This window comes from Streptomyces sp. NPDC101225 (assembly GCF_044767585.1).
Lineage (GTDB): Bacteria > Actinomycetota > Actinomycetes > Streptomycetales > Streptomycetaceae > Streptomyces.
In genome coordinates this window covers 1-23,344 of sequence record NZ_JBIWOE010000010.1, presented here as the reverse complement: position 1 = coordinate 23,344, position 23,344 = coordinate 1, and the positions used below count along the sequence as shown (strand labels likewise).

General features: G+C 70.2%; 19 protein-coding genes, 1 rRNA gene, 2 pseudogenes and 1 riboswitch. Of the genes and pseudogenes, 6 read left to right on the top strand and 16 right to left on the bottom strand.

What is annotated here, in order from left to right:
* Window positions 1–13 precede the first annotated feature (13 nt).
* From kdpB to ACIRPX_RS16620, 4 genes are all read right to left on the bottom strand, one after another.
* On the bottom strand, window positions 14–2,101 hold the full coding sequence (kdpB, locus tag ACIRPX_RS16635; protein ID WP_404194853.1) for a potassium-transporting ATPase subunit KdpB: 2,088 nt from the start codon (window positions 2,099–2,101) through the stop codon (window positions 14–16).
* A gap of 53 nt (window positions 2,102–2,154) precedes the next feature.
* Window positions 2,155–3,816 carry a potassium-transporting ATPase subunit KdpA gene (kdpA, locus tag ACIRPX_RS16630; RefSeq protein ID WP_404194315.1) on the bottom strand — a complete coding sequence of 554 codons (1,662 nt, stop codon included), beginning with the start codon at window positions 3,814–3,816 and terminating at the stop codon, window positions 2,155–2,157.
* A 7-nt stretch (window positions 3,817–3,823) separates the two neighbouring features.
* A complete protein-coding gene (gene kdpF, locus ACIRPX_RS16625) occupies window positions 3,824–3,913 on the bottom strand; it encodes a K(+)-transporting ATPase subunit F (RefSeq protein ID WP_404194312.1) in 90 nt (29 codons plus the stop codon).
* A 543-nt stretch (window positions 3,914–4,456) separates the two neighbouring features.
* On the bottom strand, window positions 4,457–5,056 hold the full coding sequence (locus ACIRPX_RS16620; RefSeq protein WP_404194309.1) for a DUF1707 domain-containing protein: 600 nt from the start codon (window positions 5,054–5,056) through the stop codon (window positions 4,457–4,459).
* A gap of 95 nt (window positions 5,057–5,151) precedes the next feature.
* On the opposite strand from ACIRPX_RS16620, the gene ACIRPX_RS16615 reads away from it, so the two are divergent.
* The 5 genes from ACIRPX_RS16615 (at window position 5,152) to ACIRPX_RS16595 (ending at window position 9,075) form a co-directional block, all read left to right on the top strand.
* The gene (locus tag ACIRPX_RS16615; protein WP_404194307.1) at window positions 5,152–5,547 is read left to right on the top strand and encodes a molybdopterin-binding protein; all 396 of its coding nucleotides are present in this window, start codon (window positions 5,152–5,154) and stop codon (window positions 5,545–5,547) included.
* A 283-nt stretch (window positions 5,548–5,830) separates the two neighbouring features.
* Window positions 5,831–6,658, top strand: a complete 828-nt coding sequence (gene modA / locus ACIRPX_RS16610) for a molybdate ABC transporter substrate-binding protein (protein ID WP_404194850.1) — start codon at window positions 5,831–5,833, stop codon at window positions 6,656–6,658.
* Window positions 6,655–7,512, top strand: coding sequence for a molybdate ABC transporter permease subunit (gene modB / locus ACIRPX_RS16605; RefSeq protein ID WP_404194304.1), 858 nt, complete (start codon window positions 6,655–6,657; stop codon window positions 7,510–7,512). Before modA ends, modB begins: the two co-directional genes overlap by 4 nt.
* The gene (locus ACIRPX_RS16600) at window positions 7,509–8,627 is read left to right on the top strand and encodes an ABC transporter ATP-binding protein (RefSeq protein ID WP_404194302.1); all 1,119 of its coding nucleotides are present in this window, start codon (window positions 7,509–7,511) and stop codon (window positions 8,625–8,627) included. Before modB ends, ACIRPX_RS16600 begins: the two co-directional genes overlap by 4 nt.
* A gap of 28 nt (window positions 8,628–8,655) precedes the next feature.
* Window positions 8,656–9,075 (top strand): molybdopterin-binding protein, encoded by a 420-nt coding sequence (locus ACIRPX_RS16595; protein WP_404194300.1) that lies wholly within the window; start codon window positions 8,656–8,658, stop codon window positions 9,073–9,075.
* A 72-nt stretch (window positions 9,076–9,147) separates the two neighbouring features.
* Here ACIRPX_RS16595 and gcvP read toward each other — a convergent pair whose 3' ends face one another.
* Window positions 9,148–12,033 carry an aminomethyl-transferring glycine dehydrogenase gene (gcvP, locus tag ACIRPX_RS16590; protein ID WP_404194298.1) on the bottom strand — a complete coding sequence of 962 codons (2,886 nt, stop codon included), beginning with the start codon at window positions 12,031–12,033 and terminating at the stop codon, window positions 9,148–9,150.
* 175 nt (window positions 12,034–12,208) lie between these two features.
* A riboswitch (glycine riboswitch) is annotated at window positions 12,209–12,304 on the bottom strand.
* A gap of 113 nt (window positions 12,305–12,417) precedes the next feature.
* Between gcvP and ACIRPX_RS16585 the strand changes: the two are divergent.
* Window positions 12,418–12,786 (top strand): annotated as a pseudogene (locus ACIRPX_RS16585) (PRC-barrel domain-containing protein); the annotation flags it as partial.
* Here the strand turns inward: ACIRPX_RS16585 and ACIRPX_RS16580 are convergent.
* From ACIRPX_RS16580 to rrf, 11 genes and pseudogenes are all read right to left on the bottom strand, one after another.
* A pseudogene (locus ACIRPX_RS16580) lies at window positions 12,711–14,153 on the bottom strand (DNA polymerase IV). The pseudogenes ACIRPX_RS16585 and ACIRPX_RS16580 sit on opposite strands and share 76 nt — an antisense overlap.
* A gap of 76 nt (window positions 14,154–14,229) precedes the next feature.
* Window positions 14,230–14,901, bottom strand: a complete 672-nt coding sequence (locus ACIRPX_RS16575) for a MerR family transcriptional regulator (protein WP_404194296.1) — start codon at window positions 14,899–14,901, stop codon at window positions 14,230–14,232.
* Window positions 14,902–15,173: 272 nt separating this feature from the next.
* The gene (locus ACIRPX_RS16570; protein WP_004002801.1) at window positions 15,174–15,647 is read right to left on the bottom strand and encodes a bifunctional nuclease family protein; all 474 of its coding nucleotides are present in this window, start codon (window positions 15,645–15,647) and stop codon (window positions 15,174–15,176) included.
* A gap of 84 nt (window positions 15,648–15,731) precedes the next feature.
* The gene (locus tag ACIRPX_RS16565) at window positions 15,732–16,466 is read right to left on the bottom strand and encodes a MerR family transcriptional regulator (RefSeq protein ID WP_404194293.1); all 735 of its coding nucleotides are present in this window, start codon (window positions 16,464–16,466) and stop codon (window positions 15,732–15,734) included.
* 43 nt (window positions 16,467–16,509) lie between these two features.
* Window positions 16,510–17,415: an FHA domain-containing protein gene (locus tag ACIRPX_RS16560; RefSeq protein WP_404194291.1), complete on the bottom strand. Its 906-nt coding sequence runs from the start codon at window positions 17,413–17,415 to the stop codon at window positions 16,510–16,512.
* Between the two features lie 64 nt (window positions 17,416–17,479).
* On the bottom strand, window positions 17,480–18,394 hold the full coding sequence (locus ACIRPX_RS16555; protein ID WP_404194288.1) for a DUF881 domain-containing protein: 915 nt from the start codon (window positions 18,392–18,394) through the stop codon (window positions 17,480–17,482).
* Between the two features lie 5 nt (window positions 18,395–18,399).
* Window positions 18,400–18,732 (bottom strand): small basic family protein, encoded by a 333-nt coding sequence (locus tag ACIRPX_RS16550; protein WP_003988855.1) that lies wholly within the window; start codon window positions 18,730–18,732, stop codon window positions 18,400–18,402.
* Window positions 18,729–19,643: a DUF881 domain-containing protein gene (locus tag ACIRPX_RS16545; protein ID WP_404194286.1), complete on the bottom strand. Its 915-nt coding sequence runs from the start codon at window positions 19,641–19,643 to the stop codon at window positions 18,729–18,731. The genes ACIRPX_RS16550 and ACIRPX_RS16545 overlap by 4 nt, the downstream gene beginning before the upstream one ends.
* A gap of 98 nt (window positions 19,644–19,741) precedes the next feature.
* Complete coding sequence (locus tag ACIRPX_RS16540; RefSeq protein ID WP_404194283.1) at window positions 19,742–22,237, bottom strand: sugar phosphate nucleotidyltransferase; 2,496 nt, start codon at window positions 22,235–22,237, stop codon at window positions 19,742–19,744.
* A gap of 90 nt (window positions 22,238–22,327) precedes the next feature.
* A complete protein-coding gene (locus ACIRPX_RS16535; protein ID WP_384265865.1) occupies window positions 22,328–22,960 on the bottom strand; it encodes a CDP-alcohol phosphatidyltransferase family protein in 633 nt (210 codons plus the stop codon).
* A 109-nt stretch (window positions 22,961–23,069) separates the two neighbouring features.
* A 5S ribosomal RNA gene (gene rrf, locus ACIRPX_RS16530) occupies window positions 23,070–23,186 on the bottom strand.
* Window positions 23,187–23,344 lie beyond the last annotated feature (158 nt).

The following is a 23,344-nucleotide window of genomic DNA, read 5'->3' as shown; positions in this document are numbered from 1 at the left end:
CGCCTTTCACGGACTACAGCCCGGGAACGAGGGAGAGGAGCAGGTCGATGAGTTTGATGCCGACGAACGGGGCGATCAGGCCGCCGATGCCGTAGATCGTCAGGTTGCGGCGCAACATCCTGTCGGCGCTCACCGGCCGGTACCGCACACCGCGCAGGGCGAGCGGCACCAGGGCGATGATGACCAGCGCGTTGAAGACGACCGCGGACAGGATCGCGGAGTCCGGCGAGGACAGGTCCATGATGTCGAGCTTGTCCAGGCCCGGGTGGACGGCCGCGAACAGCGCCGGGATGATCGCGAAGTACTTCGCGACGTCGTTGGCGATCGAGAACGTCGTCAACGCGCCCCGGGTGATGAGGAGTTGCTTGCCGATCTCGACGATCTCGATGAGCTTGGTCGGATCGGAGTCGAGGTCGACCATGTTGCCGGCCTCCTTGGCGGCCGACGTACCGGTGTTCATCGCCACGCCGACGTCCGCCTGGGCCAGCGCGGGCGCGTCGTTGGTGCCGTCACCGGTCATCGCGACGAGCCTGCCGCCCGCCTGCTCCCGCCTGATGAGCGCCATCTTGTCCTCGGGCGTGGCCTCCGCGAGGAAGTCGTCGACGCCCGCCTCCTCGGCGATCGCCCCGGCCGTCAGCGGGTTGTCGCCCGTGATCATGACGGTCCTGATGCCCATGCGGCGCAGCGCGTCGAACCGCTCGCGCATGCCCTGCTTGACGATGTCCTTGAGGTGGATCACGCCCAGCACCCGGGCGCCCCGCCGGTCCTCGATCGCCACCAGCAGCGGGGTACCGCCCGCCTGCGAGATCGTGTCGGTGAGCTCCTGTGCGTCCTGAGCGACCGTGCCGCCCCGCTCCTTGACCCAGGCCATGACCGAGCCAGCCGCGCCCTTGCGGATCCTGCGCCCGTCGACGTCCACGCCCGACATCCGGGTCCGGGCGGTGAAGGCGATCCACTCCGCGTGCGCCAACTCGCCCGGGTGGCGCTCGCGCAGTCCGTACCTCTCCTTCGCCAGGACGACGACGGAACGGCCCTCCGGTGTCTCGTCGGCCAGCGACGACACCTGGGCGGCGTCGGCGACCTCGGCCTCGGTGGTGCCGCTCACCGGCACGAACTCGGCGGCCCGGCGGTTGCCGAGGGTGATGGTGCCGGTCTTGTCGAGCAGCAGGGTGGACACGTCACCGGCGGCCTCGACCGCCCGGCCGGACATGGCCAGGACGTTGCGCTGCACCAGCCGGTCCATGCCGGCGATGCCGATCGCGGACAGCAGGGCGCCGATCGTGGTCGGGATGAGACAGACCAGCAGCGCGACCAGCACGACCATGCCGAGTTTCGACCCGGCATAATCCGCGAACGGCGGCAGCGTCGCCACCGCCAGCAGGAAGACGATGGTCAGCGACGCGAGCAGGATGTTCAGGGCGATCTCGTTCGGCGTCTTCTGCCGGGCGGCGCCCTCGACGAGGCTGATCATCCGGTCGACGAAGGTCTCGCCCGGCCTCGTCGTGATCTTGACGACGATGCGGTCGGACAGCACCCTCGTGCCACCGGTGACGGCACTCCGGTCACCGCCGGACTCGCGGATGACCGGGGCCGACTCACCCGTGACGGCCGACTCGTCGACCGAGGCGACGCCCTCGACGACGTCACCGTCGCCGGGAACGACGTCGCCGGTCTCGCAGACGACGAGGTCGCCGATCCTCAGCTCGGTGCCCGCGACCAGCGTCCCGTCCGTCTTGCGTGCCACGGCGTCGGTCCTGGCCCTGCGCAGCGTGTCGGCCTGCGCCTTGCCGCGCCCCTCCGCGACCGCCTCCGCCAGGTTGGCGAAGATCACGGTCAGCCACAGCCAGGCACTGATCGCCCAGCCGAACCAGTCGCCCGGGTCCTTGAACGAGAAGACGGTGGTGAGCACGGAACCGACCCACACCACGAACATCACGGGTGACCTGAACTGCACCCGCGGGTCGAGCTTGCGGAGGGCTTGCGGCAGCGACCTGAGCAGTTGCTCGGGGGCGAAGAGACCCGCGCCGACACGGCCCTGGGACGACGGGTGCCCGGTGGGTACCTCGCCGTGCGGCGCCCGGGTCGGAGTGGCTGTGGACATGGAGTCCTCCGGGTCCTGTGTACGAGTGGTGCGGATGGTGGCCCGGGTGGTCGTCACGCCAGCCCCTCGGCCAGCGGGCCCAGCGCGAGCGCCGGGAAGTAGGTCAGGCCGGCGATGACCAGGGTCGCGCCGACCAGCAGGCCGGTGAACATCGGTTTCCCGGTGCGCAGCGTGCCCGCGGTCACCGGCACCGGGTTCTGCGCGGCGAGCGACCCGGCCAGCGCGAGGACGCACACCATCGGCAGGAAGCGGCCCAGCAGCATCGCCAGCCCCGTCATGGTGTTGAACCAGTCGGTGTTCGCGTGCAGCCCGGCGAAGGCGGAGCCGTTGTTGTTGGCGGCGGAGGTGAAGGCGTAGAGCACCTCGCTGAAGCCGTGCGCGCCTCGGTTGAGCATCGAGTGGGGCGGGGTCGGCAGCGCCGTCGAGAGGGCCGTGAGGACCAGGACGAGCGCGGGCGTGATCAGGATGTGGAACGCGGTCAGCCTGATCTCGCGGGAGCCGATCTTCTTGCCCAGGTACTCGGGCGTACGGCCGACCATCAGACCCGCGATGAACACCGCGACGACCGCGATGATCAGCATGCCGTAGAGGCCGGAGCCGACACCGCCGGGTGCGATCTCGCCCAGCATCATCGACAGCATGGCGATGCCGCCGCCGAGGCCGGTGAAGGAGGAGTGGAACGAGTCGACGGCACCGGTCGAGGTCAGCGTCGTCGAGACCGCGAAGATCGACGAGGAGCCGACGCCGAAACGGACCTCCTTGCCCTCCATCGAGGCGCCCGCGATCTGCAGGGCGCCCTCGTGGTGGGCGAACTCGGTCCACATCATCAGGGCGACGAAGCCGAGCCAGATCGCGCCCATGGCCGCGAGGATCGCGTAGCCCTGCCGCACCGAGCCGACCAGCACGCCGAAGGTACGGGTCAGGGCGAACGGGATGGCCAGGATCAGGAAGATCTCGAACAGGTTCGTGAACGGCGTCGGATTCTCGAAGGGATGGGCGGAGTTGGCGTTGAAGTAGCCGCCGCCGTTGGTGCCCAGCTCCTTGATGGCCTCCTGCGAGGCGACCGCGCCGCCGTTCCACTGCTGCGAGCCGCCGGTGAACTGACCGACCTCGTGGATGCCGGAGAAGTTCTGGAGGACACCGCACGCGGCGAGGACGACCGCGGCCACGGCGGCGGCCGGCACCAGGACGCGGACGGTTCCGCGTACCAGGTCGGCCCAGAAGTTGCCCAGTTCGCCGGTGCGCGAGCGCGCGAAACCGCGCACCAGCGCCACCGCGACGGCGATGCCGACCGCGGCCGAGACGAAGTTCTGCACGGCCAGACCGGCGGTCTGCACGACGTGGCCCATGGTCTGCTCGCCGTAGTACGACTGCCAGTTGGTGTTCGTCACGAACGAGACGGCCGTGTTGAACGCCTGTGCGGGGCCGACCGAGGAGAAGCCGAGCGAGCCGGGCAGGATGCCCTGGAGCCGCTGCAGCAGGTAGAGGAGGAGCACACCGGCGGCGGAGAAGGAGAGCACCCCGCGCAGATACGCCGGCCAGCGCATCTCGGTGTCCGGGTCGACACCGATGCCCCGGTAGATCCACTTCTCGACGCGCAGGTGCCGGCCGGAGGAGTAGACCCTCGCCATGTAGGTGCCGAGAGGGATGTGGACGAGCGCCAGTGCGCCCGTGAGCGCCAGGAGCTGGAGGAGGGCGGCAGGTACGGGACCCATGTCCGGCTCAGAACCTCTCCGGGAAGATCAGGGCGAGGACGAGGCGGGCCAGCAGGGCGACGGCCACGACGAGGCCGACGATGTTCTCGGCGGTCACAGCTTGGCCACCCCCTTGGCGACGAGGGCCACCACAACGAAGCACGCGATCGTGGTGACGACGAAGGCCAGATCGGCCATCCTGAACTCCTGACGTGAGGTTCGGTCGGACGGGGACGGTTCGAGGAAACAGCCCCCGTGGCCGGGATCGAGCGCCGTTGACGGGTCCCATACGGCGCAGCACGCCCCTTTGACGGACCCCTGACGACGCCCGTTCGCCGCGGGTCCTCACATCTGGTCCGGCAGGGCACGCACGGCCACTCCCCGGCACGCGGCCCCCGCCGTCCCGACCGCTGCCCCGGGGTCCCGGCCCACCGGCGTCACCGATCGCGGCGAAACGGCCGCCCGAGGCCGTGGTCGAGGTGTGTCCCGGGCCTTGCGCAACGTGGCTGCCGACCTTGCGCAACGTGGCTGCCGGACCTTGCTCAAAGTGGTTGCCGGACCTTGCTCGAGGTGGCTGCCGGATCTCGCTCAAGGTGGCTGCCGGGCCTTTCCCGACCAGGTCGTGGGACGATCACGCGGCCCGGTCCCCCGAACGCCGGTCCTACCGTCCCCGGCCCCGCCGCTGTTGCCGTACGACCACCCGGCCGAGGCTGAGGCGCCCGTCGACCACCACCCGCAGCACCACGGGCACCTCCCGGCCCCGGCGCGGACGGGCCTTGATCTTGGCGTGGTGCGTCACCAGTGGATCGGTGTCCACCACGCCACCCGGCGGTGTCAGCAGCCGCAGCGCTCCCCCGCGCATGTCGAGGGCGATGTGAAGGGTGTCGTGGGTGATGACCGCGCCGGTGAAGTCGAGGGTCACATCGCCCCACTCGGAGTCGATCTCCAGCCGGCGCGGCACCGTCCATCCTTCGGCACGCCGGGCCGAACTGCCCTTCTGCTCGATGCGGACGACGTCCTTCACCTCGGGCACGGCACCGGCGGTCCCGGCCGGCGGGTCCGTCGTCAGCGCCGCCGGCTCGCCCGTGGTGCGGGCGGTGAGCGCGGCCTCCACCCGCTCGTCGAGCTCCCCCGCGGTCAGCCGGCCGTCCCCGGCGGCGACACGGAGGACGTCGACGACCCGGTCCCGGTCCTCGTGCGAGGCCCTCGGGTCGGGCGACTTCCCGCCACCGCGCGACACCTCACCGGACAGGGCCACCACCCCGCATCCCCGTCACCGCACCAACGCCATGTCGCGTTGTACCCGACGCCCAACCCCACGTCCACCAGGGCCCTTGCCGGCCCTATCGTGACGGCATGCAGAGCTACACGATCGGCCAGGCAGCACGACTGCTCGGCGTGAGTCCGGACACCGCACGCCGCTGGGCGGACGCCGGCCGGGTGGCGACCCATCGCGACGAGGGCGGACGACGGCTCATCGAGGGCCGGGACCTCGCCGCGTTCTCCGTCGAACTCGCCAAGGCGGACGGGGCCGAGGAGGAGACCTCCTACACCTCCGTGCGCAACGCCTTCCCCGGCATCGTCACCGCCATCAAGCTCGGCGACGTCGCGGCCCAGGTGGAGATCCAGGCCGGCCCGCACCGCCTGGTCTCCCTGCTGACCCGCGAAGCCGTCGAGGAGCTCAGCCTGGAGGTCGGCATGGAAGCCACGGCCCGGGTGAAGTCGACAAACGTACACATCGACACGACGTGACGTCCCCCGGGCGGCACCTCGCACACCACCCGACCACGCCGACCACGCCGGCCGCACCGGACACACCGGACACACCGGACACACCCGCCGCACCTGCCCCGCACCACCGCACCGCCGCACCCGTACGAACGCACATGCGAGCCTCTTTTCCCTCCAGCCCAGCTCATGCGATGTGACAGGAGACTTACACCTCGCATGTGCGCCAGTATGATCGACGCATCGGAAGAGTCCGGCGGCGGCCGTCGGCCTCTTCCCCCGTAGTCGTCGGAGGAGTGGACCCGTGATGACCCGTCCCATGCGCCGGACCCGCCGGACCCTGCAGGTGGCCGGTGCAGGAGCCGCCGCACTGCTGGCCCTGACCGCCTGCTCCTCGTCCGACTCGGACTCCGGCTCGGCGAAGTCCGGCTCCTCCACCTCGTCGTCCTCCCCGAAGCTCTCGGGCGAGGTGACCGTGTTCGCCGCGGCCTCCCTCCAGGAGAGCTTCACGGCCCTCGGCAAGGAGTTCGAGAAGCAGCATCCCGGCACCACGGTGAACTTCAGCTTCGGCGGCAGCGACAGCCTCGCCGCGGGCATCACCGGCGGCGCCCCGGCCGACGTCTTCGCCTCCGCGAGCCCGAAGACGATGAAGATCGTGACGGACCGGAAGGACAACGCCACCGCCCCGGCCACCTTCGCCCGCAACCAGCTGGAGATCGCCACCCTGCCGGGCAACCCCGACAAGGTCGCCTCCCTCAAGGACCTCACCGGGTCCGGCCTCAAGGTCGTCCTCTGCGACAAGACCGTGCCCTGCGGCGCCGCCGCCCAGAAGGCCCTGGCCGCCGGCAAGCTGAAGCTGACCCCCGTCTCCTACGAGCAGGACGTCAAGTCGGCGCTGAACAAGGTGGTGCTGAAGGAGGCCGACGCCGCCGTCGTCTACAAGACGGACGTGAAGGCCGCCGGCAGCAAGGTGGAGGGCGTGGACTTCCCCGAGTCGGCCGCCGCCGTCAACGACTACCCGATGACCCTGCTGAAGAACGCCAAGAACCCGGAGGCCGCCAAGGCGTTCATGGCGCTCGTGCTGTCCGCCGAGGGCCAGAAGGTGCTGACCGAGACCGGATTCCGCACGCCGTGACCCCGCCCGAGAAGTCCGACGCCGCGGCCGACACCCTGGAGGGCGGCCCGCGGCGCGGACGTGCGGGAACGGCCCGGCGCGGGGTCCCGCTGCCGCTGCTGCTGCCCGCGCTGATCGGCCTCGCGTTCCTGCTCCTGCCGCTCCTGTCGCTTCTCGTGCGGGCGCCGTGGAGCACGCTGCCCCAGCAGCTGACCAGCACCGAGGTGTGGCAGGCGCTCAAGCTGTCGCTGGTGTGCGCCACCTCGGCGACCGCGGTGAGCCTCGTCCTCGGCGTGCCGCTGGCCTGGCTGCTGGCCCGCACCGAATTCCCGGGCCGCGGCTTCGTCCGCGCCCTGGTGACCCTGCCGCTCGTGCTGCCGCCCGTGGTCGGCGGTGTGGCCCTGCTGTTCGCGCTCGGCCGCAACGGCGTGATCGGCCAGTGGCTGGACGCCTGGTTCGGCATCACGCTCCCCTTCACCACCACGGGTGTCGTCATCGCCGAGAGCTTCGTCGCGATGCCCTTCCTCGTCATCAGCGTCGAGGGCACGCTGCGCGCCGCCGACCAGCGTTACGAGGAGGCGGCCACCACCCTGGGCGCCTCCCGCTTCACCGCCTTCCGCCGGGTCACCCTGCCGCTGATCGCGCCGGGTGTCGCGGCGGGCGCCGTCCTCGCCTGGGCGCGCGCCCTGGGCGAGTTCGGTGCGACGATCACCTTCGCGGGCAACTTCCCCGGCAGGACCCAGACCATGCCCCTGGCGGTCTACCTCGCCCTGCAGAACGACCCGGAGGCCGCCATCGCCCTCAGCCTCGTCCTTCTGGCGGTGTCGATCGCGGTCCTGGCGGGCCTGAGGGACCGTTGGATGACGGCGTCATGACGCACACGCACCGCGCGGCCGCCGACGACGCCCAGCCCCACGAGGAGCCGTCCGCCACCCCGCGCCCGCACGCCTCCGACGGCCTCGACGCCCGTCTGGTCGTCGACCGCCAGACCTTCCGCCTGGACGTCACCCTCACCGCGGCCCCCGGCGACGTCGTCGCCCTGCTGGGCCCCAACGGCGCGGGAAAGACCACGGCGCTGCGAGCACTCGCCGGCCTGGCCCCCCTCACACACGGCCACCTGCGCCTGGACGGCGCGGAGCTGCAGCGCACGCCCCCCGAGAACCGCCCCGTAGGCGTCGTCTTCCAGGACTACCTCCTCTTCCCCCACCTCACCGCCCTCGACAACGTCGCCTTCGGCCCGCGCTGCCAGGGCGCGACGAAGGCGGAGTCCCGCGCCCGGGCGGCCGAGTGGCTGGACCGCATGGGCCTCACGGCACACGCCGGCGCCAAACCCCGCCGCCTCTCCGGCGGCCAGGCGCAACGCGTGGCCCTGGCCCGCGCCCTCGCCACCCGCCCCCGGCTGCTGCTGCTCGACGAGCCCCTCGCCGCCCTGGACGCCCGTACCCGTCTCGACGTACGCGCCCAGCTCCGGCGCCATCTGGCCGAGTTCGAGGCGGTGGCGGTCCTGGTCACGCACGACCCGCTGGACGCGATGGTGCTGGCGGACCGCCTGGTGGTGGTCGAGCACGGCCGCGTCGTCCAGGAGGGCACGCCGTCCGACATCGCCCGTCACCCCCGCACCGACTACATCGCCCAGCTGGTCGGCCTCAATCTCTACCGGGGGCGGGCCACCGGCCACACCGTCCGCCTCGACGCCGGCCCGTCCATCACCACCAGCGAGGACCTGTCCGGGGAGGTCTTCGTCGCGTTCCCGCCGAGCGCCGTCACCCTGTTCCGGGAGCCGCCCACCGGGTCCAGCGCACGCAACCACTGGCGGTGCGAGGTGGCCGGCCTGGAGACCCACGGCGACCAGATCCGCGCCGACCTCACCGGCGACCTCCCCCTCGCCGCCGACCTCACCACGGTCGCCGCGGCCGAACTCGACCTGCACCAGGGCGCACCGGTCTGGGCGACGGTCAAGGCGACGCAGACGCACGCCTACCCGGCCTGACCGCCCCCGCGCACTACGGTGAGGAGCCATGACCCTGAGCATCCGCAACCAGCTCCCCGGCACGGTCACCGCCATCACCCCGGGCGAGGCCATGGCCACCGTGAAGGTCCGTCTCGACGGCGGTCAGGTGATCACGGCGGCGATCACCCGGGAAGCCGTGGCCGACCTCGGCCTGACCGAGGGCTCCGCCGTGCGCACCCTGGTGAAGTCCACCGAGATCGCCCTGTCCACCTCCCCGGTCGGGGGCCTCTCGATCCGCAACCAGCTGCCCGGTACGGTCACCGCCGTCACCTCCGGTCCGGCCATGACCTCGGTGAAGGTCTCCGTCGAGGGAGGCGGGCTGACCGCCGCCATCACCACGGACGCCGCCACCGACATCGGCCTCCGGACCGGTGCCGCGGTCGTCGCCGTGATCAAGTCCACCGAGGTGTCGCTCGCGACCGCGTGACCCGCGCGGCACCCGGCACGACGCGGAAGGGCCCCGCGGCTGCGGGGCCCTTCTCGTACGTGGCTGCGGGTCTCAGTCCTCGTAGGCGTCCATCGGAGGGCAGGAGCAGACCAGGTTGCGGTCGCCGAACGCCTGGTCGATCCGGCGCACCGGCGGCCAGTACTTGTCGGCGGCGGAGACTCCGGCCGGGAAGACGGCCTCCTCGCGGGTGTACGAGTGCTCCCACTCCGCACCGAGCGCGGCGGCCGTGTGCGGGGCGTTGCGCAGCGGGTTGTCGTCGGCCGGCCACTCGCCCGACCCGACCTTCTCGATCTCCGCGCGGATGGCGATCATCGCCTCGCAGAAACGGTCCAGCTCGGTCAGGTCCTCGGACTCGGTCGGCTCGATCATCAGCGTGCCGGCCACCGGGAACGACATCGTCGGCGCGTGGAAGCCGTAGTCGATCAGCCGCTTGGCGACGTCGTCGACGCTCACGCCGGTCGCCTTGGTCAGCGGCCGCAGGTCGATGATGCACTCGTGTGCGACCAGCCCGCCGGGGCCGGTGTAGAGCACGGGGAAGTGCGGCTCGAGCCGCTTGGCGACGTAGTTGGCCGACAGCACGGCGACCTGCGTGGCCCGCTTCAGGCCCTCGCCGCCCATGAGCCGGACGTACGCCCACGAGATCGGCAGGATGCCGGCGCTGCCCCACGGGGCGGCCGAGACCGGCCCGACACCCGTCCGGGGACCCGCCGCCGGCTGCATGGGGTGGTTGGGCAGATACGGCGCCAGGTGCGCCCGTACGCCGACCGGGCCGACGCCCGGACCGCCGCCGCCGTGCGGGATGCAGAAGGTCTTGTGCAGGTTCAGGTGCGAGACGTCGCCGCCGAAGTGGCCCGGCTTGGCGAGGCCCACCAGGGCGTTGAGGTTGGCGCCGTCGACGTACACCTGACCGCCGGCCTCGTGCACCTGGGCGCAGATGTCGGCGACGTGCTCCTCGAACACCCCGTGCGTCGACGGGTACGTGATCATCAGCACGGCCAGCTCGTCGCGGTGCTGCTCGATCTTCGCCCGCAGGTCCTCGACGTCGATCTCGCCGTCCTCGGCGGTCTTCACGACGACGACTTTCATGCCGGCCATGACGGCGCTGGCGGCGTTGGTGCCGTGCGCCGAGGAGGGGATGAGGCACACGGTCCGCTGCTCGTCGCCGTTGGCGCGGTGGTAGCCGCGCACGGCCAGCAGACCGGCCAGTTCGCCCTGCGAGCCGGCGTTGGGCTGCAGCGACACCTTGTCGTAGCCGGTGACCTCCGCGAGCCGCTCCTCGAGCTCCTGGATGAGCGTGAGGTAGCCCCGCGCCTGCCCGGCGGGCGCAAAGGGGTGCAGCTGCCCGAACTCGGGCCAGGTGACCGGCTCCATCTCCGTGGTCGCGTTGAGCTTCATGGTGCAGGAGCCCAGCGGGATCATGCCGCGGTCGAGCGCGTAGTCGCGGTCGGCCAGCCGGCGCAGGTAGCGCAGCATCGCGGTCTCGGAGCGGTGCTGGTGGAAGACGGGGTGGGTCAGGACGGCGTCGCTGCGCAGCAGTCCCTGCGGGACCGCTTCCTCGGCGGCCGCGTCCAGCGCCTCGACGTCGGCCTCGATCCCGAACGCGCTCCAGACGGCGGCCACCTGGGCGCGCTTGGTCGTCTCGTCGCAGGCGATCGACACCTGGTCGGCGTCGACCAGGCGCAGGTTCACACCGTTCGCGCGCGCGGCGTCCACGATCTCGGCGGCGCGGCCCGGCACCCGCACGGTGAGCGTGTCGAAGTAGGAGCCGTGCACGACCTCGACCCCGCCGGCCCGCAGTCCCTCGGCGAGGACCGTGGCGTAGCGGTGGGTGCGCTGCGCGATGGCCCGCAGGCCCTCGGGCCCGTGGTAGACGGCGTACATTCCGGCCATGACGGCGAGCAGCACCTGCGCGGTGCAGATGTTGCTGGTGGCCTTCTCGCGCCGGATGTGCTGCTCACGGGTCTGCAGTGCGAGCCGGTAGGCCTTGTGCCCGTCGGCGTCCACGGACACGCCCACGAGCCGCCCCGGCAGGCTGCGCGCGAACTTCTCGTGCACCGCCATGTAGCCGGCGTGCGGCCCGCCGAAGCCCATCGGCACACCGAAGCGCTGCGTCGTGCCGACGGCGATGTCCGCACCGAGCTCACCGGGCGACTTCAGCAGCGTCAGCGCGAGCAGGTCGGCGGCGACGGTGACGAGCGCGCCCAGCTCGTGCGCCTGGTCGATCAGCGGCTTGATGTCCCGCACGGCACCGGAGGCGCCCGGGTACTGCACCAGCACGCCGTTGATCTCGCGCTCGGCGACCCCGGCCGGGATGCCGTCGGTGAGGTCGGCGACCACGACCTCCACACCGGCCGGCTCGGCACGGGTCTCGATCACGGCGATGGTCTGCGGCAGCACGTCCGCGTCGACCAGGAACAGGCCCTTCTTGTTCCGGCCCATGCGGCGGGACAGCGCCACGGCCTCGGCGGCGGCCGTGCCCTCGTCGAGCAGCGAGGCTCCGGAGGTGGGCAGTCCGGTGAGGTCGGCGACCATCGTCTGGAAGTTCAGCAGCGCCTCCAGCCGGCCCTGCGAGATCTCCGGCTGGTACGGCGTGTAGGCCGTGTACCAGGCCGGGTTCTCCATGACGTTGCGCAGGATGACGGGCGGCGTGAAGGTGCCGTAGTACCCGAGCCCGATCATGGAGTCGAGCACCTCGTTGCGGTCGGCGAGCGACCGCAACTCGGCCAGCACCTCGGGCTCGGTGCGCGCGCCCGGAAGCTCCAGGGCGTCGGCGTTCTTGATCACATCCGGGACCGCGGCGGCCGTGAGCTCGTCCAGCGAGCCGTAGCCGACCTGCGCGAGCATCTTGGCCCGGGCCTCGTGGTCGGGCCCGATATGACGCTGTTCGAAGGGAATCCCCTTCTCCAGCTCGGTGAGCGGAACGCGATGCGGGGTCATTGCGGAGGCCTCCTGGTCGACACGACCTTCGAGGGGCACCACGGCACGGGTACCCGGACGGCCTCCCCCTCTGTCATCTCAACCTGAGAGCTTCACCGGATCGCCCGAAGGCGTCCGGTTTTCACCGTCGGTGAGAGCGGAAGCCGTCGACACCCGCCCTGCTTTCCAGAGTGACCTCGTCCGCGCGGTACGTGTGCCTGAGAGATTCCGGGGAGGATTTGCTCCTTCGGCGCCTCCGATGACGTCTGGAGGACTCTCCCGCACGGGGTCAGCAGCCGCTGTCAGCCTACCAGCGCGCACAAAGACCGGTCTTCCGAGTGGCCACCTGGCCCGTTGTGTTCTTTTGTAGTGCTTACGGATGAGTTGCGACCAAGTGGAGGGACCGTGCAGACCGAGATCGATCCGCGCAACCTGATCGGCCGCAAGGCGTTCGACCGCAACGGCACCAAGCTCGGCACCATCGACGAGGTCTACCTCGACGACGCGACCGGGGTGCCGGAGTGGGCGGCCATACGCACCGGCCTGTTCTCCCGCGACGCCTTCGTCCCGCTGGCACCCAGCGAACTGGTCGAGGGCACCCTTCAGGTCCCCTTCGACCGGACCCTGATCAAGGACGCCCCGGACTTCGGCGTCGGCCGTCACCTCTCCCCCGAACAGGAGCTTCAGCTCTATCACCACTACGGACTCGACACCGCCACGCCTCCCTCCGCCCCGGACCGCTCCTTCGGCAAGCTCGCGGGCACGGGGGACACCGACACCTAGGACACCTCGGCAAAGGTGGTGCCCGGTCCCTGCGCCACCAACGGCAACGGATCGGCCGGCTCGAGGTCGGGGTCGTCGGTCCGGAACGTCCTCACCCGCCCGGGCTGCGAGGCGGGCGTCTCGAACCGCACCGTGACCCGTCCGAGGCCGCTGCCCTGCACCCACCCGTGCCCGAACTCGGTGTGCCGCACATCGTGTCCCGAGCGCCAGCGCCGCTCGGCGGGCGCCGTCTCCACCTGCGCGGGTTCGTCGGCCGGCTCCTCCACGGGTACGGCCGCCTCCTCCCCCGCCGCCTGCGCGAACAGATCCTCCTGCGTGTAGTCGGCGAGGCCGCTGACGCCGACCCCGAGCAGCCGTACCCCGCCGGTGGTGTCCACGGTGTCCAGCAGCCGGGCCGCCGCCTCCCGCACCACCGCCGGATCGTCGGTGGGACCGCGCAGCGTCTCGGAGCGGGTCAGTGTCGAGAAGTCGTAGCGCCGCACCTTGAGCACGATCGTCCGCCCGGAGAGCCCGGCGTCGCGCAGCCGCCGCACACACCGGTCGGCCAGCCGCTGCACCTCCAGGCCGACCCGGAGCCGGTCGTGGATGTCCACGTCGTAGGTGTCCTCGACCGACACCGACTTGGTCTCCCGCTCGGCGACCACGGGCCGGTCGTCGTGCGCCAGCGCCATGGCGTACAGCGCGTGCCCATGAGCCTTGCCCAGCAGCCGTACCAGCTCGTCCTCGCCCGCCTCGGCGATCTCGTCGACGGTGCTGATCCCGGCCCGTCTCAGATGGTCCCCCGTCGCCGGCCCCACCCCCGGCAGCGTCCGCACCGGCATCGACCCGAGCAGCGACCGCTCGGTCCCCGGCTCGATCAGCACCAGGCCGTCCGGCTTCGCCTCCTCGGAGGCGATCTTCGCGACCATCTTCGACGCGGCCAGCCCGACGGATCCGGTCAGGCCCGTCCCGGTCCGTATGTCCGCGCGCAGCCTCTCCCCCACCAGCCGCGCCGACGCGTCGTCCCAGGCCGCCTCCCCGGCCTCCAGGTCCACGAAGGCCTCGTCCAGGCTCAGCGGCTCCACCAACGGCGACAGCGCGTGCAGCAGCGCCATGACCTGCTCGCTGATCGCCTTGTAGATGCCGAACCGCGGCACCAGACAGGCGGCGTGCGGCGCGAGCCGCCGCGCCTGCGCCATCGGCATCGCGGAGCGCACCCCGAAGACCCGCGCCTCGTACGAGGCCGTCGCGACCACGCCGCGCGGCCCGAGCCCGCCCACGATCACGGCCTTTCCGCGCAGACTCGGCTTGGATGCCTGCTCCACCGAGGCGTAGAAGGCATCCATGTCGAGATGCAGGATCGTGGCCGCGTTTCTCACATGTCCGATGCTGCCCTACGCCACTGACAATGCGGCCTCACCTGCGCCCGGCCCCGGGGCGCCGGTGAGGAGGCGGTCAGACGGCCCGGTTGCGCCGCCGCGCCAGTTCGTCCGCCGGGTTGTGCCCGATCAGCGTCTCGCCGGTGTCGATCCGCTCGCCGTGCAGCTGGGAGAGTGCGCTCTCGACGTCCCGCCACACCACGCCGACGGCGATTCCGAAGATCCCCTGGCCACCCTGGAGCAGCGCGTGCACCTCGTCGGGCGACGTGCACTCGTAGACCGTGGCGCCGTCGCTCATGAGCGTCATCCGCTCCAGGTCCCGGAAGCCCCGCTCACGCAGATGCTGCACCGCGGTGCGGATGTTCTGCAGGGACACGCCGGTGTCCAGGAACCGCTTGACGATCTTCAGGACGACGACGTCCCGGAAGCTGTACAGGCGCTGCGTTCCCGACCCGTAGGCGGGCCGTACGCTCGGCTCGACGAGCCCGGTGCGGGCCCAGTAGTCCAGTTGCCGGTAGGTGATGCCGGCCGCCGCGCAGGCCGTCGGCCCTCGGTAGCCGATCTCCTCGGACGCCGCCGCGCCGCTCGGCACGGCCGCCGGTCGCTGCGGAGCGTGGTCGGCCGCGCCTCCGTGCTGGGTGGAGCCCCCGCCCGGGCGGAGCCGAGAGCCAGGGGGAGGGTACGGACCGCTCTCCCCCGGACTGCGTCCAGGGGCTCCCCCAGCCGTACCGTCGCCGCTACTTCTCACGCCGACCTCCGTCCTTGACCTGCCTCCTCGACGGTAGGCAGCCACCAGGGGTGCGTCAACGACCGCCACACTCGGCACGCCGAGTGATAATCACCCTGCGAGTGGTTTCCCGCACCCGACCGCGGGGAAAGGCTAGCCGAATGGCTTCGGGGAGAGCCGTAGGACGCTCCCTCCCACCCCCGGCACGTGACTGGCAGATGTCGGCATTTGTGCCGTCTCCGGCCGCGGTCCGCCCGTGTCGCCCGCCACGGGTCCACCGGGCCGCGTCCGTCTCACTGGCTGCTGGTCCCGAAGTCCTCGGGCGAGATCTGGTCGAGGAACTCGCGGAACTTCTCCACCTCGTCCTCCTGCTCGTCCGGGATCGCGATGCCGGCGTCGTCCAGCACACCGTCGCTGCCGTAGATCGGCGTGCCGGTGCGCAGCGCCAGCGCTATGGCGTCGGACGGACGGGCGCTGACCTCGACCCCGCTGGCGAACACCAGCTCCGCGTAGAAGACGCCTTCCCGCAGGTCGGTGATGCGTACCTCGGTGAGCTCCTGGCCGACGGCCTCCAGCACGTCCTTGAACAGGTCGTGGGTCAGCGGTCGCGCGGGAGCCATGCCCTGCTGGGCGAAGGCGATCGCGGTCGCCTCCCCCGGACCGATCCAGATGGGGAGGTAGCGATCGCCTCCCACTTCACGCAGGAGCACGATCGGCTGGTTGGAGGGCATTTCGACCCGGACACCTACGACATCGAGCTCGTTCACACAGTAACCCTAGGACGTGCCCGGGACGTTTGGGTAGTCGGGCAGACAACGGGGGGACGATCCGGCCTGCGCCCGCACGCCCGATCAGGGCAGTCGCACACCGAGCGCGGTCTGCACGAGCGCGGCGTGCAGCTTCACCGTGAGCGCCGCCAGCTCCTTCGTGCGCGCCTCGGCATGTGCCCTGGTCTGCGGGTTGCGGTGGCGCTTCAACGGGGCCACCACCTGGTCCACGAGCCCCGCCTCACGCTCGGCGGCGCCCTTCATCGCTCTCAGGTGCCTGGGCTCGATCCCGAACCGGCCCAGTTCTACGACGAGCGAGGCGACGGTCGCCGCCTCCGCGTCGTAGGTCCCGTCCGGCATCGGAACGACGAGCCCGTACGACTCCCATTCCGCGAGCTGCTGTTCACCGATCCCGGCGGCCGCGATCAGCTCGTCCCGCCCGATCCGGGCCACCGTGGGCCCCTCGGGCGCCTCCAGCAGGGGCTCGCCCTCCCGCTGGCGGCCCACCGCGGGCAGGGGTACCGCCTCGCCGCGCCCCATCGCGTCCAGGTGCTCGCGGATCACCTTGAGAGGCAGGTAGTGGTCCCGCTGCATCCGCAGGACGTAGGCGAGGCGCTCGACGTCCTGCGCGCCGAACTTGCGGTATCCCGAGGGGGTGCGCCGAGGCTCGACGAGCCCCTCGGACTCGAGGAATCTGATCTTGGAGATGGTGACTTCGGGGAACTCGTCGCGCAGCACGTTCAGCACCGTGCCGATGCTCATCAGACCGTCCGTGGCGGCGGTGCCGTGTCCGGCACCGCCGCTCGGTGTTCGCAGCATGGCCATTCCCTGTTGGGCCCCGGGGCCGAGTCCGGGGGCCTCGTCAGTAGCCCTGCTGGCTCGCGTAGAAAACCAGCCGGTACTTTCCGATCTGCACCTCGTCACCGTTGTTCAGACCGACCTGGTCGATCCGCTCGCGGTTGACGTACGTGCCGTTCAGACTGCCCACGTCGGCCACCGTGAACGAGCCGTCCGCGCCGCGGCGGAACTCCACATGCCGACGGGAGACCGTCACGTCGTCCAGGAAGATGTCGCTCTGCGGATGGCGCCCGGCCGTCGTCAGATCGCCGTCCAGCAGGAAGCGGCTGCCCGAGTTCGGGCCGCGGCGCACGACCAGGAGCGCGGAGCCGAGCGGCAGCGCGTCCACGGCCGCCTGGGCCTCCGGGGAGAGCGCCGGCATCTGCGTCTGCCCCGTGGTCTCGGCGTCGTACGCCTCGATCCCGGAGATGGAGATCGTGGACGTCGTCTCCGAAGGCCGCTCGGGGGTGGCGCCCGCCCGCAGGGGGGCACCGCAGTTGGAGCAGAAGCGGCTGTTCTCCGCGTTGCGGTTACCGCACCTCGTACACACCAGGGCCGACATAGGGGAAAACCCTCCACCCGTACTTGAGGTTGACGGTTGCCCGAAACCTATGCCGCCGGACTGCGCAGGGTCAACAGACGGCGCGCCCTGACCACCGGAAATGTCGCCGCCCGGCCCGGGGACCTGGTCCCGGAACAGCGGTCGCTGGCCTTCCGCATCAGTCTGGGCACGATGTCGAGCGGTCGCGTTGGCGTTGTCCTCTCGCGCGCTCTTGCCGAACAACTTCGCAAACAACTTCACGGGCGATTCCCCTTGACCGAAACAGACCCGCCCGTGGGGCAGGACGAACCCTGATTGCATACACCGGCCGACCCGGACATCCTCACAACGTCCGTATCCACCAGACAGTTTCCACCACGCACCACCCATTCGGTGCGCCGACCCCCCGCAACCTCATGCCCTCGCCGGACTCCCCCCATGCACCGCCGGTTCACTAGGAGGACGACCGAGCGTAGTCAGGCCGCTTCGCCGCTCGCAAGGCGTCCACGACGATCTTGCTCGACCGCTCCACGGTGACCGTGGCCTGCTCCTTCTCAAGGGTCTGCACCACGCCTCCAGGGATGTTGAGCGCCGGTTCGAGGTCCTCCGGCTTGCCGATGACCTTGAAACGATAGGGGGCTTTGATCTTGTTCCCGTCGACGCTCACGCTCTTGCCCTCGTCGGTGAGATACGTGTCGGCGACGACCCGTATGTCGTTCACCTGGATCGCCTCCGCACCGGCGGCGCGCAGTTCCTGGATCGCGTCGAGCAGCATGTCCGCCTGGACCGCCCCCTTCGTGTCCTCGATGGTCATCGTGATGCCAGGTCCCTGAGCCGCCACCGTGCCCGCCAGGATGCCGAGTTGCTTCTCCTTCTCGACGGTCTGCTTGCGGGCCTCCTCGGCCTGGTCGGAGCTGTTCTCCAGCTCGTCGCGCTGCTTCTCCAGTCCCTGCTTCTCGTCCTCAAGACGTTGCGTACGGTCATCGAGTTCATCCAGGATGCGAACAAGATCTTCCTGGCGCGCGCCGCGCAGGGCGCTGTCGCTGTCGCTGTTCGACGCGACCTGGATCGCGAGGCCGAAGCCGAGGCCGAACAGCAGGACGGCGACGATGAGTTGGGCACGGGTCACACGCGGCGGCCAGATCCCCTTGAGCAGCCGCTGCCGCCCGGTGAGCCCGTCCTGCTCGGTCCCGGCAGCATCCGGAGTCCCGGGAGCCCGTGGCGTCACGGGCGCCTCCGGTGTCACGGGCTCCGCCGCGGCGCCTGCGCCCTTCTCGGGAGCCTCCGCGGCCTCGGGCGCCACCGCCGGCACCTCTTCCGGGAGCTCCTTGCGCAGCCTGTTCTCAGGCCTCTCGTCCTTGTCGCTCATCCGACTCACGCCCGGAACACGTGCCGGCGGATCGCCGCGGCGTTCGAGAAGATACGGATACCGAGCACCACGACGACACCGGTGGACAGCTGCGCGCCCACGCCCAGCTTGTCGCCCAGGAACACGATCAGGGCCGCCACCACCACGTTGGACAGGAACGACACCACGAAGACCTTGTCGTCGAAGATCCCGTCGAGCATGGCCCGCAGGCCACCGAAGACGGCGTCGAGCGCCGCGACGACGGCGATCGGCAGGTAAGGCTCGACGACCGCCGGAACCTCAGGCCGGACCAACAGTCCTGCCACGACTCCGACGACGAGGCCCAGTACGGCGATCACGATGTACCCTTCCCAGATTTCTCGGTGTTCGGCTGTGCGGTACGTACGATCACACTCGGTGCGGCCGGCAGCCTCAGGTCGCTCTGCACGGAGAGGCTGTTGCGGATGCCGAAATTCTCTTGCAGGGCATGCAGATACAGCCCGTCGGCGCTGTCCTGGAACCGGGCGCTCAGCTGCTTGCCGTTGCCCACGGCCAGCACCGTGTAGGGCGGGACCAGCGGCTTGTTGTCGACCAGTATCGCGTCCCCCGCGGCCCGGATCGCCGAGAGGGCCGTCAGCCGCCGGCCGTTGATCGAGATGGCCTCGGCGCCCGACTCCCACAGGCCGTTCACCACGCGCTGCATGTCGCGGTCGCGCACCCGCCCGGTGTCGGAGAAGTCCGAGGTCTCCCGCGGGTTTCCGTTGCCGCCGCTGGTGGCCTCCTTGGCGTCGTTCACGACCAGCTTCACGCCGGGGCCGTGCACCTCGACGGCCCCCGACAGAATGTCCACCAGCTCGCTCTTGTCCCCGCCGCCGCTCTGCTTCAGCGCCGTCCGCTGCCGCGCGCTGACATCGTCACGCAGCTTGTCGACGGAGGCCTCCAGCTTGTCCGCCGCCGCGCTCTCGCGGTCGATGCGGTCGACCAGTTCCTGACGCTCCTTGGCGACGGTGGGGGCCGCCACGCGCGCCTGCGCCGCTCCCACCGTGACGACGAGGGCGGCGAGCACCAGCCCGGCCGCCAGACCGAGCCGGGCCCGGAGGGTCTTCGGCACGCCCCCCGCGCCCGCGGCCTTCTTCCGGGCGGCCGCCTCCGCGTAGCCGTCGTCCAGGCTGTGGTCCATGACATTGGTGAGCAGCGACATGGAGGCGTCCGGGCGCGAGGGTCGCGTGGGTGTGCTCCGAACGGGGGGCTGCTGCGGCATGCCGCACATCGTCGCATGTCGCGGGCGCTACCTCCGAATGGCCCCACCCACGTGCCGGACAGGCCCCGTTGGGGGCGGCTGTCCGGCACGCGCGCGTGCTGCGGTTTTCAGCGGCCGGCGCTGTCCACGACCGCCGACCACTCGTCGAGCAGGGCCTGCGCGGAGGAGTCGTCCGGCCCCTCCGCCCACAGATGGGTGACCGCCTCGGCCGGGTCGGGCAGCACCATCACCCAGCGGCCGTCGGTCTCCACCACGCGCACGCCGTCGATGGTGTCCACGAAGCGATCTCCGGCCGCCTCGACGACGCGCCGCATCACGAGCCCCTTGACGGCCCACGGCGTCGCGAGATCCTTCTTGAGGACGTGGGCCCGCGGAATCCGGGCGTCGATCTGGCTCAGCGTGAGCTGCGTCCGCGCCACCAGCCCGATCAGCCGTACGAAGGCGGCCGTGCCGTCGAAGACGCTGCTGAACTCCGGGACGATGAAGCCGCCCTTGCCGTCACCGCCGAAGATGGCCGCGTCGTCCCCACCGACCCGCGTCAGGTCGTCGGGCGAGGTCGTCGTCCACTCCACCTGCGTGCCGTGGTACGCCGCCACCTGCTCGGCGATCCTGGTCGTGGTCACCGGCAGCGCCACCCGCCCGCTGCGCCGCTCCGCGGCCACCAGGTCGAGCATGACGAGCAGGGCCCGGTCGTCCTCGACGATGCGCCCCTTCTCGTCGACGAGCGACAACCGCTCGCCCACCGGGTCGAACCGCACGCCGAAGGCGGCTCGCGACGATGCGACGATCTCGCCGAGCCGCACCAGCCCGGAGCGCCGCACGTCGGCGGTCTCGGTGGGCCGCGACTCGTCGAGCCCCGGGTTGATGGTCAGCGAGTCCACACCGAGCTTGCCGAGCAGGCTGGGCAGCACCAGGCCGGCGCTTCCGTTCGACGCGTCGACGACGACCTTCAGTCCGGACTCGCTGATCCCGGTCGTGTCGACATTGCGCAGCAGCGAACCGGTGTACGAGTCGAAGACGCTGGACGGGAAGCGCAGATCGCCGATCTCGCCGGGGAAGGCCCGCCGGTACTCCTGCCGCGCGAACACCCGGTCCAGCTTGCGCTGGCTCCCCTGCGACAGGTCCGCGCCGTTCCCGTCGAAGAACATGATGTCCACGGAGTCGGGCACCCCGGGCGTGGTCCGGATCATGATGCCGCCGGCACTGCCGCGCGCGGTCTGCTGCCGGGCTACGGGCAGCGGTACGTTCTCCAGGTCGCGTACGTCGATGGCACTGGCCTGGAGGGCGGAGATGACCGCCCGCTTGAGCGCCCGGGCACCACGGGAGTGGTCACGGGCGGTGGTGACGGTCGAGCCCTTCTTCAGGGTCGTCGCGTAGGCACCGGCCAGCCGCACCGCGAGCTCCGGCGTGATCTCGACGTTCAGGATGCCCGAGACGCCGCGGGCACCGAACAGGTGCGCCTGGCCCCTCGACTCCCAGATCACCGAGGTGTTGACGAAGGCACCGGCCTCGATGGTCTTGAACGGGTAGACGCGCACATTGCCCTGAACGATCGATTCTTCACCGATCAGGCACTCGTCACCGATGACCGCGCCGTCCTCGATCCGCGCGGCCCGCATGATGTCGGTGTTCTTGCCGACCACGCAGCCGCGCAGATTGCTGTGCTGGCCGACGTACACGTTGTCGTGGACGACGGCCTTGTGCAGAAAGGCCCCGCTCTTCACGACGACGTTCGACCCCACGACCGTGTGCTCGCGGATTTCGGCACCGGATTCGACCTTGGCGTAGTCGCCGATGTAGAGCGGACCGCGGAGCACGGCGTCGGGATGCACCTCGGCGCCCTCCGCGACCCAGACACCCGGGGAGATCTCGAAGCCGTCGAGTTCGACGTCGACCTTGCCCTCCAGGACGTCTGCCTGAGCCTTCACATAGCTCTCGTGGGTACCGACGTCCTCCCAGTACCCCTCCGCGACATAGCCGTAGACCGGCTTGCCTTCCTTCATCAGCTGCGGGAAGACATCTCCGGACCAGTCGACGGACACATCGGCCTCGACATAGTCGAAGACCTCGGGTTCCATCACGTAAATGCCGGTGTTCACGGTGTCGGAGAAGACCTGGCCCCAGGTGGGCTTCTCCAGGAAGCGCTCGACCTTGCCCTCTTCGTCGACGATCGTGATGCCGAATTCCAGCGGATTCGGCACGCGCGTCAGGCATACGGTGACGAGCGCGCCCTTTTCCTTGTGGAAATTGATCAGGTCGGTGAGGTCGAAGTCGGTCAGGGCATCACCGGAGATGACCAGGAAAGCATCGTCCTTCAACGCCTCTTCGGCGTTCTTGACGCTACCGGCAGTACCGAGTGGCTTCTCCTCGTTGGCATAGGAGAGCTCCATTCCGAGCTCCTCGCCGTCACCGAAGTAGTTCTTGACCAACGAAGCCAGGAACTGGACAGTGACAACGGTCTCGGTCAGCCCATGCCTTTTCAGCAGCCGCAGCACATGCTCCATGATCGGGCGGTTCGCCACGGGCAGGAGCGGCTTGGGCATGCTCGAGGTCATGGGGCGAAGGCGTGTGCCTTCGCCGCCGGCCATCACGACGGCCTTCATGTCGGAAGCGTCCTCCTCAAGAGACGACGGTCTAGCCGACTTCACCCGTCCTGATTGTCCCGCACTTTTGAGCCGAGGGCCATCGAGCCACTACGGCCGGGGCAATGGGCGAGAGCTGTCGGCCATGGCGTCCGCACGGACCAGGCGGCGGACTTGTACCACGTAGAGGACTCCTGCCCACCAGTAGAGGGTTGTACCCCATCCTGCGAACGCCCATCCGAAAATAGCAGCGAGTGACGAGATCCAACCAGTTCCGTCACTGAGCAGGAGCAACGGGAAGGCATACATCAGGTTGAACGTGGCTGCCTTCCCCAGGAAGTTCACCTGCGGCGGCGGATAGCCGTGGCGCCTGAGGATGCCCACCATCACCAACAGCACGAGCTCGCGCAGGAGAAGTACAGCGGTCAACCAGAGCGGCAGAATCTCACGCCACGTGAGGCCGACCAATGTCGAGAGAATGTAGAGCCGGTCGGCCGCGGGATCGAGGAGCCGGCCGAGGCTGCTGATCTGGTTCCAGCGCCGGGCGAGCTTGCCGTCCAGATAGTCGCTGACGCCGCTCAGAGCCAGCACCAGCAGTGCCCACCCGTCACTCTTGGGCCCCCCGAACTCGGGCCTCAGAATCAGCCACAGGAAGACCGGCACGCCAACGAGCCGCGCCATGCTGAGGATGTTGGGGATGGTGAGCACCCGGTCCGTCTGGACGCGGGTCTCCTGGACCTCCACCCGGGGGCCTCCTGTGGGAAACGTGCCGACGATGCCCCCTGACCCTACCTCAACGCGAAAAAGCTCTGGCTCTTGGGCTGCGTGCCCAAGAGCCAGAGCTCTAAAGGTAGTTCGGCGGCGTCCTACTCTCCCACAGGGTCCCCCCTGCAGTACCATCGGCGCTGTAAGGCTTAGCTTCCGGGTTCGGAATGTAACCGGGCGTTTCCCTCACGCTATAACCACCGAAACACTATGAAACTGTGAACGCCGCACCACCTTCACAGGCGGGGCTGTTCGTGGTTTCAGAACCAACACAGTGGACGCGAGCAACTGAGGACAAGCCCTCGGCCTATTAGTACCGGTCACCTCCACCAGTCACCTGGCTTCCAGATCCGGCCTATCAAC

Bases quoted from the DNA above. Each gene is read 5' to 3' on its own strand.
- kdpB (WP_404194853.1), bottom strand. From the start codon at position 2,101: ATGTCCACAGCCACTCCGACCCGGGCGCCGCACGGCGAGGTACCCACC.
- kdpA (WP_404194315.1), bottom strand. From the start codon at position 3,816: ATGGGTCCCGTACCTGCCGCCCTCCTCCAGCTCCTGGCGCTCACGGGC.
- ACIRPX_RS16615 (WP_404194307.1), top strand. From the start codon at position 5,152: ATGCAGAGCTACACGATCGGCCAGGCAGCACGACTGCTCGGCGTGAGT.
- modA (WP_404194850.1), top strand. From the start codon at position 5,831: ATGACCCGTCCCATGCGCCGGACCCGCCGGACCCTGCAGGTGGCCGGT.
- ACIRPX_RS16600 (WP_404194302.1), top strand. From the start codon at position 7,509: ATGACGCACACGCACCGCGCGGCCGCCGACGACGCCCAGCCCCACGAG.
- ACIRPX_RS16595 (WP_404194300.1), top strand. From the start codon at position 8,656: ATGACCCTGAGCATCCGCAACCAGCTCCCCGGCACGGTCACCGCCATC.
- gcvP (WP_404194298.1), bottom strand. From the start codon at position 12,033: ATGACCCCGCATCGCGTTCCGCTCACCGAGCTGGAGAAGGGGATTCCC.
- ACIRPX_RS16565 (WP_404194293.1), bottom strand. From the start codon at position 16,466: ATGCTGCGAACACCGAGCGGCGGTGCCGGACACGGCACCGCCGCCACG.
- ACIRPX_RS16560 (WP_404194291.1), bottom strand. From the start codon at position 17,415: ATGGGTGGTGCGTGGTGGAAACTGTCTGGTGGATACGGACGTTGTGAG.
- ACIRPX_RS16555 (WP_404194288.1), bottom strand. From the start codon at position 18,394: ATGAGCGACAAGGACGAGAGGCCTGAGAACAGGCTGCGCAAGGAGCTC.
- ACIRPX_RS16545 (WP_404194286.1), bottom strand. From the start codon at position 19,643: ATGTGCGGCATGCCGCAGCAGCCCCCCGTTCGGAGCACACCCACGCGA.
- ACIRPX_RS16540 (WP_404194283.1), bottom strand. From the start codon at position 22,237: ATGAAGGCCGTCGTGATGGCCGGCGGCGAAGGCACACGCCTTCGCCCC.